The organism is Glaciibacter kafniensis (assembly GCF_039538945.1).
In the GTDB taxonomy this organism is placed as follows: Bacteria; Actinomycetota; Actinomycetes; order Actinomycetales; family Microbacteriaceae; genus Cryobacterium; species Cryobacterium kafniensis.
In genome coordinates this window covers 147,404-160,486 of the sequence record NZ_BAABCN010000008.1, presented here as the reverse complement: position 1 = coordinate 160,486, position 13,083 = coordinate 147,404, and the positions used below count along the sequence as shown (strand labels likewise).

General features: G+C 64.5%; 11 protein-coding genes. 2 read left to right on the top strand and 9 right to left on the bottom strand.

The features are described 5' to 3' along the window. The first annotated feature begins 239 nt into the window (after positions 1 to 239). The gene (locus ABD791_RS14055; RefSeq protein ID WP_345067821.1) at positions 240 to 1,427 is read left to right on the top strand and encodes a cytochrome P450; all 1,188 of its coding nucleotides are present in this window, start codon (positions 240 to 242) and stop codon (positions 1,425 to 1,427) included. Positions 1,428 to 1,446: 19 nt separating this feature from the next. On the opposite strand, the gene ABD791_RS14050 is transcribed toward ABD791_RS14055, so the two are convergent. From ABD791_RS14050 to ABD791_RS14020, 7 genes are all read right to left on the bottom strand, one after another. After that, entirely contained in the window at positions 1,447 to 2,016 is a 570-nt protein-coding gene (locus tag ABD791_RS14050; protein WP_345067819.1) for an HtaA domain-containing protein, read from the bottom strand. Then, positions 2,013 to 2,720, bottom strand: a complete 708-nt coding sequence (locus tag ABD791_RS14045; RefSeq protein WP_345067817.1) for a TetR/AcrR family transcriptional regulator — start codon at positions 2,718 to 2,720, stop codon at positions 2,013 to 2,015. Before ABD791_RS14045 ends, ABD791_RS14050 begins: the two co-directional genes overlap by 4 nt. Before the next feature lie 61 nt (positions 2,721 to 2,781). Then, on the bottom strand, positions 2,782 to 5,046 hold the full coding sequence (locus ABD791_RS14040) for a cytochrome P450 (RefSeq protein WP_345067816.1): 2,265 nt from the start codon (positions 5,044 to 5,046) through the stop codon (positions 2,782 to 2,784). A gap of 53 nt (positions 5,047 to 5,099) precedes the next feature. Next, positions 5,100 to 6,233: a serine hydrolase domain-containing protein gene (locus ABD791_RS14035; RefSeq protein ID WP_345067814.1), complete on the bottom strand. Its 1,134-nt coding sequence runs from the start codon at positions 6,231 to 6,233 to the stop codon at positions 5,100 to 5,102. A gap of 114 nt (positions 6,234 to 6,347) precedes the next feature. Then, positions 6,348 to 7,160, bottom strand: coding sequence for an SDR family NAD(P)-dependent oxidoreductase (locus ABD791_RS14030; RefSeq protein WP_345067813.1), 813 nt, complete (start codon positions 7,158 to 7,160; stop codon positions 6,348 to 6,350). A 229-nt stretch (positions 7,161 to 7,389) separates the two neighbouring features. Further along, positions 7,390 to 8,145: an SDR family NAD(P)-dependent oxidoreductase gene (locus ABD791_RS14025; RefSeq protein ID WP_345067811.1), complete on the bottom strand. Its 756-nt coding sequence runs from the start codon at positions 8,143 to 8,145 to the stop codon at positions 7,390 to 7,392. A 2-nt stretch (positions 8,146 to 8,147) separates the two neighbouring features. Next, positions 8,148 to 8,426 carry a putative quinol monooxygenase gene (locus ABD791_RS14020; RefSeq protein ID WP_345067883.1) on the bottom strand — a complete coding sequence of 93 codons (279 nt, stop codon included), beginning with the start codon at positions 8,424 to 8,426 and terminating at the stop codon, positions 8,148 to 8,150. A gap of 147 nt (positions 8,427 to 8,573) precedes the next feature. Here ABD791_RS14020 and ABD791_RS14015 point away from each other — a divergent pair, with 147 nt between their 5' ends. Next, positions 8,574 to 9,635: a zinc-binding dehydrogenase gene (locus ABD791_RS14015; protein ID WP_345067809.1), complete on the top strand. Its 1,062-nt coding sequence runs from the start codon at positions 8,574 to 8,576 to the stop codon at positions 9,633 to 9,635. A gap of 12 nt (positions 9,636 to 9,647) precedes the next feature. Here the strand turns inward: ABD791_RS14015 and ABD791_RS14010 are convergent, their stop codons facing one another. Together ABD791_RS14010 and ABD791_RS14005 are read right to left on the bottom strand one after the other, a co-directional pair. Next, the gene (locus ABD791_RS14010) at positions 9,648 to 10,349 is read right to left on the bottom strand and encodes an ABC transporter ATP-binding protein (RefSeq protein WP_345067808.1); all 702 of its coding nucleotides are present in this window, start codon (positions 10,347 to 10,349) and stop codon (positions 9,648 to 9,650) included. Beyond that, complete coding sequence (locus ABD791_RS14005) at positions 10,346 to 13,075, bottom strand: ABC transporter permease subunit (RefSeq protein WP_345067806.1); 2,730 nt, start codon at positions 13,073 to 13,075, stop codon at positions 10,346 to 10,348. Before ABD791_RS14005 ends, ABD791_RS14010 begins: the two co-directional genes overlap by 4 nt. Between the last annotated feature and the right edge of the window lie 8 nt (positions 13,076 to 13,083).

The window sequence follows — 13,083 nt, the reverse complement described above, 5'->3', positions numbered from 1 at the left end:
GTCGGGTCCCCAGTCACACTAATGCGGGCCACCGGACCGAGCCATACGAATCCTCGAATTTGGGTGCGAGGGATATACGTTGAGACTATGGCCCCTGTGCTATATCCTGAACGTATAGGTCTGCCCTCTAAATCCTCTACACAGTATGCGCGGCGTGTCTTCCGCCGCCTAAGCTGGGGCCAATCACCGCTGCCACGGGCACGGACGATCCAATGGCGGGTCAACGGAAGGCTCAGAAAATGACCGACACACTCACCCCGGGCTCCAGCACGGAAGCCGTCGACTGGCGCCCCATCCCGGTTCAGGACTACCCAGCCGAATACGACCGGCTGCGCGCGGAGATCCCCGTCGCTTACACCGACGACTACGACGGTTTCTACGGACTGATGAAGTATGACGACGTGCAAAAGGCGAGCCGGGACTGGAAGACGTACACCAGCGGCCAGCCGTTTCTCGAGTTCCCGCAGTTCATGATGTCGATCCCGATTCAATCGAATCCGCCGATCCATACCTTCTACCGCAAGTTCCTGATGCAGTACTTCACGGCAGAGCGCGTGGCAATGCTCGTTCCCGACATCAAGGCGATCATCGCCCACTGCCTCGACCCGCTGATCGCGCGCGGAGAAGGCGACATCATTGACGAGCTCGGGCGAATCGTGCCCCAGCAGGTGCTCGCGAAGTTCATGCTGCTCCCTGACGACGCCTGGATCACGATGGCCGAAAGCCTCGCCAAAGCGGATGCCGTACGGCACGACGTCGTGAAGCTCCGCGAGGTCAATAAGGACCTCTGGTATCCAACGGTCGAGAAGCTGATCGAGGAGCGCCGGCACAACCCCCAGGATCCGGCCATCGACATCATGAGCGGCGTATTGGAGTTGAAGCCGGATGGCCGCGAGGTTACCCACGAGGAGGCACTCTCACTCGGCGTGCAAATCTTCTCCGCCGGCGCCGACACCACCACCGGGGCGATCGGCTCGATCGTTGTGTACCTGGCCGAGCACCCCGCCGACCAGGATGCCCTGCGGGCCAACCCCGAGTTGATACCGACGGCAATCGAGGAGTTCCTGCGCCTGGCCCCGCCGCTGCACCAGACCGGTCGCAAGACCACCAAGGCTGTGACTGTGCGGGACCGAGAGATTCCGGAGGGCGCCCTGGTCGGTCTCAACGTCTTCTCCGCGAATCGCGATGCCGACAAGTTCGACCGGGCGGACGAGTTCGTTCCCGACCGCACCCCCAACGCTCACCTGACTTTCAGTCACGGCCCGCACCAGTGCATGGGTGCCCCCATCGCTCGCGAAGAACTGCACGAGTTTTTGACGCAGCTGCTGGCCAAGACCACGTCATTCGAACTGGCGGCCGAGCCGGTACCGGGCCGTCCGCTCCGAACCAACTGGACCAGCGTCGCGGTGCGCTTCGTCGCCGCATAACAGACGGACCTCGTGCCGCTTAGGGAAGAAGGATGAAGACCGGGTCCATCTCCTCGCCCTGGCCGTATTGCTCATTGAAGACGAACACTCCGCGCGCGCTCAGGCGTGCCGGAACGTCCTGCCAGAGCAAGCCGGCCGGGGCGGTTTCAGGTTCGACCCGGTCGAGCTCGGCGAGAACGATCCGCTGCTGACGGTCTGGCCAGGTGAGTGAATCGACCACCGTGAGCACGACGCCGTCGTCGGTGAACTCGACCCACGGGTCCGCGATCAGCACGAACATCATGTTGTAGTGCCCGCTCAGCTGCACCTGGCCCCGGAACTTCAGAACGCCGCGCCCGGTGGACGGGTCGTAGGTGGAGCCGTCGCCCAGCTCGAAGTGGAAGATACTGGAGTAGGCCAGCGAGGCCCCCTCCCCCAGCGCGTGCGCGCCGTCCGGCAGCGACGAGAGGTAGCGGATGAAGCTTCGCTTGAGCCCCCAGGTGAGGCCGGGGGCCAGCTCGGGGGCACCGTCCACTGGCGCGGCATCCGTTGTCGTGGCATCCACTGGCGCAGCATCCATTGTCGTGCCGGCGAGATCGTCGTTGGTCATGAGTATTCCTTTTCTGCACGAGGTGTCGTGCCGGTCGCGGATGCGGCACGCCCACGGTGGAGGAAATCCAGCCACTGCGTGGCCGCGACGGTGCGCAGGCACTCCAAATCGATGGGGCGTTCGCGCACGATGGCGAAGTAGAGCGTTCGGTCAAGTGCCATCTGCAGGGTGAGCAGATGAAGCTTCGCGGCTTCCCGGTCCGCTGGATCGGTCAACGAGTTGAACAGGTTCGGCATGTGCTGCCAGGTCGTCTGCAGAAGCCCATACCAGACATCTGTCACGGCATCATCACTGGCCAGCGCCTGCTCCATCGCCGCGTATTCCAGCCGGTGGTCCCGCCACTGCTCCATCGTTGTTGCCAACCACGCCTCGATGGATTTAAGGTCGGGATCGCGAATCGAATCCAGGTCGCTGTATGCCCGCAGGACTTCAGGCTCGATGCGGCGCATGATTTCGATGACGATCTCGGCCTTGCTCTTGAAATAGACGTACAGCGTGGCACGGCTGGCGCCCGCGGCCTTGGCGATGGCGTCGGCCGTGGTCTGGTTGTAGCCGATCTCGCGGAACTGCGCGAGGCCCGCGGTGATCAGGCGTTCCCGAGTGAGCTGCTTCTGGGTTTCCCGCAGGGAGGCGTGCTGGGGAGCCCAGCCGTCCATGTGCGACGATCGGGTTGCAAACCCATCGTCGCTCTTCTGTTCGCTCATCGGTTCACGCTCTCTTGCCAGCCTCAATGTCTCTGACCCGTCTCAGTGTCTCTGACCAGTCTCAGAGTTCGAGTTTAAGCTTGCAGCCGCCCAGGGAGCGGGAGACGCAGATGAACATAGTGTCGCAGCTGACTCGCTCCGATTCGGTCAGGATGGAGTCTCGGTGGTCCACCTTGCCCGACACCACAGGGGTCTCGCAGGTGCCGCAGGTGCCTTCGCCACACGATGAGATCACGGGAAGGTTCAGCTCCTCAGCGATGTCGAGGATCGACTTGTCCGCCGGAATCTGCACCGTGATTCCGCTGTCCACGAACTCGACCTCGAAGGCCACGTTCGCAGAGTCGTCGATCTCCTTCGACACGAACCGCTCCGTGTGCAGTGAGCCCTCCGGCCAGTGCGCGGTGGCCGCCTCCAACGCGTTCAGCAGCGGCTCCGGGCCACAGCAGTAGATCAGCGTGTCTTCGCGCACCTCGCGCAGGTACTCGGCGTAATCGACGCGGCCGTCGGTGTCCTCCGGAACCAGGCGCACCTTGTCACCCCAGGGCGTGAACTCGTCGAGGAATGCCATCGACGACCGACTGCGACCACCATAGATCGCAGACCACTCCGCGCCATCACGGTCGGCCTGGCCGATCATCGAAAGGATCGGGGTGATCCCGATTCCACCGCCGACGAACAGGTATTTCTTCGACGGCTGGAGCACGAAGAGATTGCGCGGCAGGCTGACGGTGAGCGTCGACCCCTCGATGATCTGCTCGTGGATCGCGATCGACCCACCGCGGCTCTTCGGCTCCTTGAGCACGCCGATCCGCCAGTGGTCCTCGGCACCTTCGGCCGAGCACAGCGAGTATTGACGCACCAGGTCGCCCACGGTCACGTCGATGTGCGCACCCGGGGTCCACTCCGGCAACAGCCGGCCCTCTGGGTCGCGCAGCACCAGAGAGACCACGCCATCCGACTCGTCGCGACGCTCGGCGACCGTCAACTCCAGGCGGGCCTGCGGGTCGGTGGGAGCCAGGCGTGCCGGCGGCTGCTCCGGATGCGCCGCCTCGGCCTCGTCGCGAGTGAGACCGGCGTCGACCTCCCAGGTCACTCCGAGCGAGCGACGCACCGGAAGCAGCGCCATCCGCACGAAGTCCAGCTTGATCGGGGTGTCGGGACGCAGCGACGGGATCCGCTCATAGAGCACCTTCAGGCCGGTAGCCCCCTGCACCCGCGCAAGCGGCTGGCCGAGGCAGGTGTGGCGGCCCTTCGAGAACGAGAGGTGATCTCGCGAGTCCTCGCGATGGATATCGAAGTCGAACGGCTCCTCATAGTGAGCCGGGTCGGTGTTGGCGCTGGCCAGGGCGACCCAAACGATGTCGCCGGCCTTGATGTCGGCGCCGCCGAGCGTGATATCGACGTTGGCTCGCCGCCCGGCGAACGGCGACGACGGGCGGCGGCGCACGGTCTCATCAAAGACACGCCACCACAGGTCGGAGTCAGCGAGGCCCTGCTCGATGTACTCCGGTTTCTTCGACAGGAAGATCACGGCGTTGGCCATGGCCTGCGCGGTGGTGTCGGTGCCGGCAGCGGCGAATTCGCCCAGGTGCACGGCAATTTGTTCCACCGGGATCAGCAGTTCGCCCGTGCTGTCGTTCGAGTTCGCCATGACGGTGATGAGGTCGTCGCCCGACTTCCCCCGACGCGCGATGATGATGTCGCGCAGCGTCGACTGGGCGGCGACGTAGCGATCCCACACCGTCGAAAGCTCGGGCTCAGCCATGGGCTCCTGGCTGCTGGCTAGGATCCGGAAGAAGTCGTCGCGCAGCTGGCGCATCATGCCTTCGAGGTCGTGCGGCAGGTCCATCAGGGCCATGATCGTCTGCGTGGTGAGCTCCAAGCAGTACGCGTCCATGAGGTTGGCGTGGCCCTCGCTCTCGAACCGGTCGATGATTCGGTGGGCCCGCTCCTCGATCTGCGGCTTAAGGGCGTCCATCCGGGCCTGAACGAAGCCCCGCTGGGCCACGCTTCGAGCGAGGGTGTGCCCCTTCGGGTCAGAGCCGACCAGGATCCGGGAGATCAGCTCGGACGAGATGAAGTCCTGGTGCTGCTCGGGAACGGTGATGTTGCCGCCGTTGGCCGCACTGGAGAAGTTTTTCCAATCCGGCAGGATCAGCTCGGCGTCCTCGCGCCGCGTGACGATCCACACGTTCAGGTAGGGGTAAAAGAAGACCGGCGCGTCATCGCGAACGTCGGCGAACGCCTGAGCGGGATCTTCGTAGTAGTGATCGCCCATCGCATCGAAGGCGAGGGATGTGGGCTGCTTCAACGGTGTGATCGTCATGGGGTGACTCCTTTGTCGGTCGTGCTGGTCTATCGGGCTGATCGGGAGTGTCGTTAGCCGGCCGAGGCAGCGACGATGGTGGAGAGTTTCTGAAAGCGGACGACGTTCTCGCTCTCCTCCATGACCCCCGTGGTGAGGCACACGAAGGTGATGCCGGAGACGGGGTCGATCCAGAAAAGGGTGGAACCGGCGCCATAGTTGCCGTGCGTGCGCGGGCTGGTGAACGGGCCAAAGAATGACGCGTGTGTGCCGGTGCCGGACAGAGAGAAGCCGAGGCCGAAGTTTCCCGGCGGTTCCTCCCACCCGCGGGCGCGGGCCATCATCGCGTACAGGTCGTTCGGCATGTCACCGGTCTGCAGAGTGGTGGCCACATCGAGGATGGCGGACGCGATGATCTGCTGGCCGTCGTGCAGGCCGGTGTTCCGGATCATCTCGGCGAAGGCGAAGACGTCGGCGGCGGTGGTGACCGACCCGACCCAGGGCATCTCAGCGTTCTCGTCGACGACGTCGTTCAGGTCTTCGATGTCCTTCGGCGAGAGCCAGCCGCCGTCGGGAATGAGGGCTTTGAGCGGCACGACACGGTCGGCCCATTCCTTTTTCGGACCGAACCGAGTGTCTGACATGCCCAGCGGTGTGAACAGGTGCTCCTCGACCAGGTCTCGGAAGCTCTCAGCACCGTAGACGCGGCGCACCATCTCGCCCATGAGAGCGTGGTTGATGGCCGGCGAATAGTTGAGAACCGAACCGGGTTCCGCCACCACGTCGATGCTGCAGATGGCCGCGATGACGTCGGCCAGATTGCCAAGTTGCGCATTGGGCAGCGGCTCGGGAGTGCTCGGCATGCCTGAGCGATGCGTCAGCAGGTGCGACAGGTTGATGCGGTCCTTGCGGTTGGCGCGGAACCGGTCCGTTCCGAAGAACTCGGGAATGATGTCGACCACACGGGTATGCAGAGCGAGCTTGCCCTCGCCCAGCGCCTGATAAACAAGCGCATTGGTGAATGCCTTCGTCAGCGACAGCACCCGAAAGATGTCGTCGTGCTTCAGCACCCGGCCGGTGGCTTGCTCAGCCATACCGAGGGTCTCATCGAATCCGATCACGCCATCGCGGGCGACGATCACCCGCGCACCGTGGTACATCCCCGACTCGATGTCGGCTTCGATGGTGTTCTTCAGAATGCCCAGCATGTCTGCATTCAATCTGGCGTCTGTACTACTCATGACACTTCACTCCGATGTGATGATTGTGTTGATGTGAAACACGTGGTGAGGGACCACTCGCACGGACCCCTCACCCGCTGACTACATGTGGATGCCGCCGTTGGGCTCCAGGGTCTGGCCGGTGTAGAAGGAACCAGAGTCGCTGGACAGGAAGAGCAGGGTCTCGGCGATTTCCGCTGGCTGCGCAGCACGGCGAAGCGGCTGCATGCTAATCAGTGCCTCGTTGAAATCCTCCGGCTGCTGGCGCAGCAGAGGGGTGTCAACCCCGGCGGGGGCGATCGCGTTGACGCGGATGTTGAACGGTGCGAGTTCGGCGGCGGCGCCGCGAGTCATGCCGAGCACGCCGGCCTTGGAGGCCGGGTAGTACAGCGGCATTGGAACACCGACCAGCGCGGCAGCGCTGGAGATGTTCACGATCGCTCCACCGACGCCGCCACGCTTGAGGAGCGGCGTCGCGGCTCGGATCACGTAGAACTGTCCGAACAGGTTGACCTCGAGCACGCGACGGAAGTCGTCGTCAGTCGTGCTCCCGATGAAGTTCGGGTCGAAGGACTCGCCACTGCGGGCAGCGTGGAAAGACGCGACGTTCGCCTCGATGAGGGCCTCATTGGCCGCCCGGTTGGGAGCGTTGATACCGGCCGCGTTGATGACAATGTCGAGACGACCGAAGGCCTTGTCGAGCTTCACGAACGCCGCGTCGACCTCGGCGCTGTTGGCGATGTCGAGGGCGATTCCGAGCGACCCGGGGATCAGATCGAACTCGCGAGCCAGCGCATCCGCCGACAGGTCGACGCCGACCACGCTCGCACCTTCCGCCGCGAAGAGCTTTGCTGTCGCCAGCCCGATTCCGGATGCTGCACCGGTGATGAAAGCGACCTTGCCTTCGAGTTTCATTCAAATCTCATTTCCATTACGACGGTCGAAGAGACCACCGGCGCCATTGCTATCGGACAGCCTCATAAGACAGGTGTCTAAAGACTGGACGTAAGTCTCGCACACGAAATGGGAGTTGTCACTAGGAATTCGAATTACTCTCAGCTGACTGACAAGGCTGCCGGGCGGGCGAGCAGGCGAGCAGGCGAGCAGGCGAGCAGGCGAGCAGGCGAGCAGGCGAGCAAATGTCTCAGAGAACCGCAACGCCACCGTCGACGCTGAACAACGCGCCGACGACGTAGCTGGCTGAATCGGAGGCCAGGTAGAGCACCGCGTCGGCAACCTCAGCGGCAGCGCCGAGGCGGCCGATGGGCGCTTTACCCTCAATAAAGGCCCGTGTGCCGGGATCGGCGACGAGGGGCGCGAGCATCGGAGTCTCGATGAATCCCGGGCACACGGCGTTGACTCGAATGCCGAAGGGAATGAGATCGAGCGCTGCGGCCTTGGTGAGACCGGCCACGCCGTGCTTACTCGCGATGTACCCCGGCATGCCCGGCGAGGCGACCAACGCCTGGATCGAGGCTGTGTTGACGATGGCAGTGCCGCCTGACGCCTTCAACGCCGGCACCTCCGCCCGCATGCAATAGAAAGCGCCACTGAGGTTCGTGCTGATGAGGCGGTGCCATTCGTCGAGATCGAGGTTCTCGAAGTCCCCGGACATCGTGGCCGGGATGCCGGCGTTGTTGAAGGCGATATGCAGTGCACCGGTCTCGGCAACCGTGGCGTCGACCATCGCGGCCACCGAGTCGTAGTTTGAAATATCCACGGTCACGGCCGAGGCCTGGCCTCCCCACGACCTGATCTGAGTTGCAGCGGCGTGCACGCGATCACCATCGCGATCGGCCAGCATCACCCAGGCGCCTTCTCGCGCGAACCCTTCGGCAGCGGCCAGACCGATACCCCCTGCCGCTCCCGTGACGAGCACCGAACGACCTTCGAATCGCATGTTCAATTGAGAAACTCCATCCGCGTGATAGCCGGTGCGCCCGCGAGGCACGGCTCGATTTCTGCCATGACGGCGCCGATCCGCGGGTCGTTCATGTGACGAACGAGCGCGGCGTCGTCTGCGAACCTCTCACTGACGAGATACCCGCCGGTTTCTCCCTCTATTCGCGCCACCGAATAGTAGTGGTAGTCCGGATCCTCGGCGGTGATCGAGGCGATCGCCTGCATCCCCGTCTCGAAACGTGCTTCACAATCGGGGAGCACCTGAAAACGCACAATCATGCCCTGCACAACCGGCCACCTCTCGTCACCATTGACTCTGGGATTCATCTCAAAATACGCTGCTAGCTGATAGCTTACAGGTATAAGAATTTCTCAAGGAAGAGGTATTTGATGCGTGCTGCCGTGCTCCACACACCGGGTGAACCGATGACCATCGAAGAGGTCGAGATCGCCGCCCCCGGCCCGGGTGAGGTGCTCGTTGAGGTGCGTGCCAGTGGCATCTGCCACAGCGACTTCCTCGCCTCCCGGACTCTTCCGCCGGGGCTCTTGCCGATCATCCTGGGCCACGAGGTCGCCGGCGTCGTGCTCGAGGTCGGCCCTGGCGTGCGCCGGCTGACGCCGGGCGACCACGTTGTTGCCTGCGAGGTCAGTCATTGCGGACACTGTGTCGAGTGCATTTCCGGCCGGCCCGCCCGGTGCATCCGCACGATTGAGACCGAGCGGCAGCAGGATGCCGACTCGCGGCTCTCGCTCGACGGAAAGGCAGTGGCGGCCTTTTCCCACATCGGAGGGTTTGCCGAACGCATCCTCCTGCACCCAAACAATCTCGCCATCGTTCCGAAGGAGCTGCCCTTCGACCGGGCGGCGGTGCTCGGCTGCGCGGTCGCCACCGGTGCGGGCGCGGCCATCAACACCGCATCGGTGCGCGTCGGTGATACCGTCGCCGTGTTCGGCTGCGGCGGCGTTGGGCTGTCGGCCCTGCAGGGGGCGGCACTCGCCGGCGCGCGCCGCGTCATCGCCATCGACATCCAGCTGGCCAAGCTCGACCTTGCCCGGCGCTTCGGCGCCACCGACACGATCGATGCAAGCGACACGGATGCCGTCACGGAGGTTCTGCGCCTCACCGACGGCATCGGTGTCGACTATGCATTCGAGGCGGCCGGCGTGACAAGCACCGCCCGGCAGGCGATCGCCGCCACCCGGCCGACCGGGACCACGTTCCTGATCGGCATGCAGTCGCCGGGGACGATACTTGAGTTCGATGTTTTCCAGGAGCTGATGCTGGACAAGAAAAGCATCCACTCCGTCTATATGGGATCGACCAACCCGCAGCGCGATATCCCCCTCTACGCCGAGCTCTACCTGCAGGGACGGTTCAATCTCGACGACCTGGTCTCACGGCACGTGAGCCTCGACGACCTCGAGGAGGGCTTCGCCTCCTTCCAGAATGGAAGTGTCGCACGCACCGTCGTCACCAGCTTCCGGTGATGACGGCGCGCCTCACCCGGCGGCCAGATAGAGGTCGCTGATCACGTCGGGTGTGGCGCGCAGGGTGCGCGCATCCGACTCGAGGGCGATCGACCCGCGCACTAGCACGAGCGCCCGGTCCACTGTCGACAGCGCGACCGGGACGTGCTGCTCGACAATGAGAACCGCGGCGCCCGCATCCGCTGCCGACCGCAATGCGGCCAGGAGGCGCTTGACGATCAGCGGCGCGAGGCCGAGTGAGAGTTCGTCGGCGAGCACGACTTTCGGCTGCGAGGCCAAGATCCGGGCCACGGAGAGAATCTGCTGTTGACCGCCGGAGAGCAGACCGGCCTGACGGTCGAGGTGTTCCTCGAGTTCAGGGAAGTGGCTGAGGGCGTCGGCGACGCTTCCCCGCCCCAGGCGCAGATTGTCGCGCACGGTCAGCGGCGCGAAAATACTGCGATCGTCGGTCAACAGCGCCAGGCCGTTCTTCGCGGCCTGATGGAGGGACCCGGGGTGTGGGGCGCCGTCGAACTCGAGCGTGCCACCGAGAGGCTTGATCTCCCCCGCGAGGGTGAGAAGGGTGGTCGTCTTGCCTGCACCGTTGGCGCCGAACAATCCGACCATTTCGCCCGCCCGCACCTCCAGATCGAGATCATGGACGATCGGTTGGCCGTGGTATCCGGCGCTAAGCCCGGTCGAACGGATGAGGGCCTCGCCCTTGTGCGAACTCATGCGGTTTGTCCTTCCTTCACGTCGAGCACATCGGTGACGGAGTCGTCAGTTCCGAGGTAGGCCGCGATCACGTTGGCATCGGCGCGGACCTCGGCCGGTGTTCCTTCGGCGATCACGCGGCCGAAGTCAAGAGCGACCACGCGATCGGAAACACCCAGAACGAGTTCAACGTCGTGCTCGATGATCAACACAGCGATTCCCCATTGGTCGGCGATACTACGCACAAGCGTGCGCAGTTCGCGCCGTTCATCGGAACCGAGACCGGCCGCCGGCTCGTCGAGCAACAACACTCGGGGCCGTCCGGCCAGCGCGCGAGCGATGGCCAGCAGTCGCCGCTCTCCATAGGACAGGTCGCTGGGTCGGTCGTGCAAACGGCCTTCCAGCCCGAAACTCGCAACCGCGGCCTGCGCCGCTTCACTCAGGCTCGGCTTGCCGGGGCGGATTCCGGCGATGAGGGTGTGGAACCACCGGGTGCGATCGGAGGCGATGACCAGGTTGTCGAACACCGTCAGGTCTTCGAACAGTTCCAGCGCCTGGAATGAACGGGCGATGCCCATCCGGGCCCGCGTGGTCGGCGGGGTTCCGAGAACCGGTCTGCCGTCGAAGGTGACGGTGCCCGCGCTCGGCTGGTTATATCCGGTGATGGCGTCGACCAGCGTGGTCTTGCCCGCGCCGTTTGGTCCGATGATGCCGAGCACTTTGCCGGCCTCAACCTCGAGGTTGACCCCGTGGAGCACGGTGTTGCCACCGAAGGCGACGGTGAGCCCGCGTACCGACAGCGTGGCGGGATCCACTCGCTGCACGGGCACGTCGGCAATGGGGGTGACCTCGACCGGCGTCTCGCTCTGAGGCCGGTTGCGCCGGAGCCGGGCGTATAGCTTGGCAAAGTCGCGTGCCATATTCGCCGCAACGCCACTCGGGGCCGTCACGACGGTCACCAGCAGAAGCAGTCCGCCGATGAGGTTGAACCAGCTGCCGCTCGTGATGAAGCTGAGCACCTGGTTCATTACGGCACCGGGTTCCATGGCGGTTCCCGCGATCGCACCACCGACGAAACCGACGCCGCCGACCGTGCTTTCTGCGATGGCGTTGATCGAATACGACGAGTCGAAGCGACCGCCGGGGTTGCCGAGCGCCACGACGAGATTCGTGAAGGCGATCAGCACGCCACCGACGCCCGCGATCATCGCCGACACGACGAAAGCGAATAGCTTCGTGCGGGCGACGTTCACACCAACGGATGCCGCAGCGCGCTCATTGCCGCGTACCGCGATGAAACGCCGGCCAACGGCCGAGCGGCGCAGGTTGAGCACCAGAAGGCCAACACCGATGAAGACGACGAGGGTGAAAATTGCATATCGCCGCGGGAAGAAGATAGCGCTGATGTCGAGGCCGAAGATGGTTGGGTTGCCAATGTTCAACCCGGTGGTTCCCCCTGAGAGGGCCGGATTGTCCAGAACGAGGGCTTGGAAAGCGACCGCCATGCCGAGCGTCACAATGGCCAGGCTCGTGCCGCGGGTTCGCACGGCGGACAGGCCCACCAAGATACCGACAGGTACGGTTGCCAGGATTCCGACCGCTGCCGCGGGGATGAACGACCATCCGAGGCCGGCGACGAGTTGCGCTGAGACCAGTGCGGCCACGCCGGCCATCGCGTAGGACGCGAGCGAAAGCTGGCCGGCGTAGCCCGTCACCACGACGAGCGAGAGCAGCACGACGGCGGCGACGAGGGTGACCGTGATCGCCTGCACCCACACTTCGGGCAGCACCCACTGGATCAGTACGAGGGTGATCGCGCCGATCACGATTACCGGGACGACGGGGATGCGACCGCTGCCGACGCTCGGCAGAGTATCCGCCGACTCCCCGCGCTGGGGTAGCGAACTGCCCCGCACAGCGAGCAGCACCACGATCACGAGAAATGGAATCGCTTCCTGCGATCCCTGAGGGAGATCAAGACGACTGATCTCTGCCTGGGCGATGCCGATCAGGATTCCGCCGAGGAAGGTCAGCCAGAACGACGACAGGTTTCCCAGCAGTGCCGCGGAGAGGATCGGTACGACCAGCGTCAGAGCGAGCGCGGGACTGAGCGAGGTGATCGGCGCCAGCATCACGCCGGCCAGCGCGGCCAGGCCCCCGGCGAGCACCCAGTTGATCAGGCTGACCCGGCGGGGCGCCCACTTGCCGAGCGCCGCGAGAGAGCGCTCGTTGACCGACAGCGCCGTCGAAGCAATGCCGAACGAGGACCGGCGGTAGACGAGGTAAAGCGCAGTTGTCAGCACCAGACTGACGGCGAGCACGATGATGCGGTCGGCACCGACCGCGATGTCGCCCAGTCGCACGACATCCGTCGGCAGCCACGGCGGCACGATGATCGGGTTGTATCCGTACCGGATGTTGAGGATCGACTGCAGGGTCAGCAGGATACCGATGGTGGCGATGGCCTTGGTGAGGGCGCTGGCATGGCGCAGCGGCCGCATGATCACCAGGTCGGTGACCGCCCCGATCGCCATCCCCACGACAACCGCCAGCACGAGGGCAACCGGCTGCGGGGCAAACCCGAGGAAGTCGTGATAGGCGTACGCTGCGGTGAGCGCAATGGCGGCGTGGGAGAAGTTGACCACGCGCGAGGCGCGGAAGACGACGTTCACGCCGAGTCCGAGTAGCGCCAGGATCGATCCTGCTGCAGCGCCGATGATCGCAAATCTGAGGATGTCGAGCATCATCGCTCGCT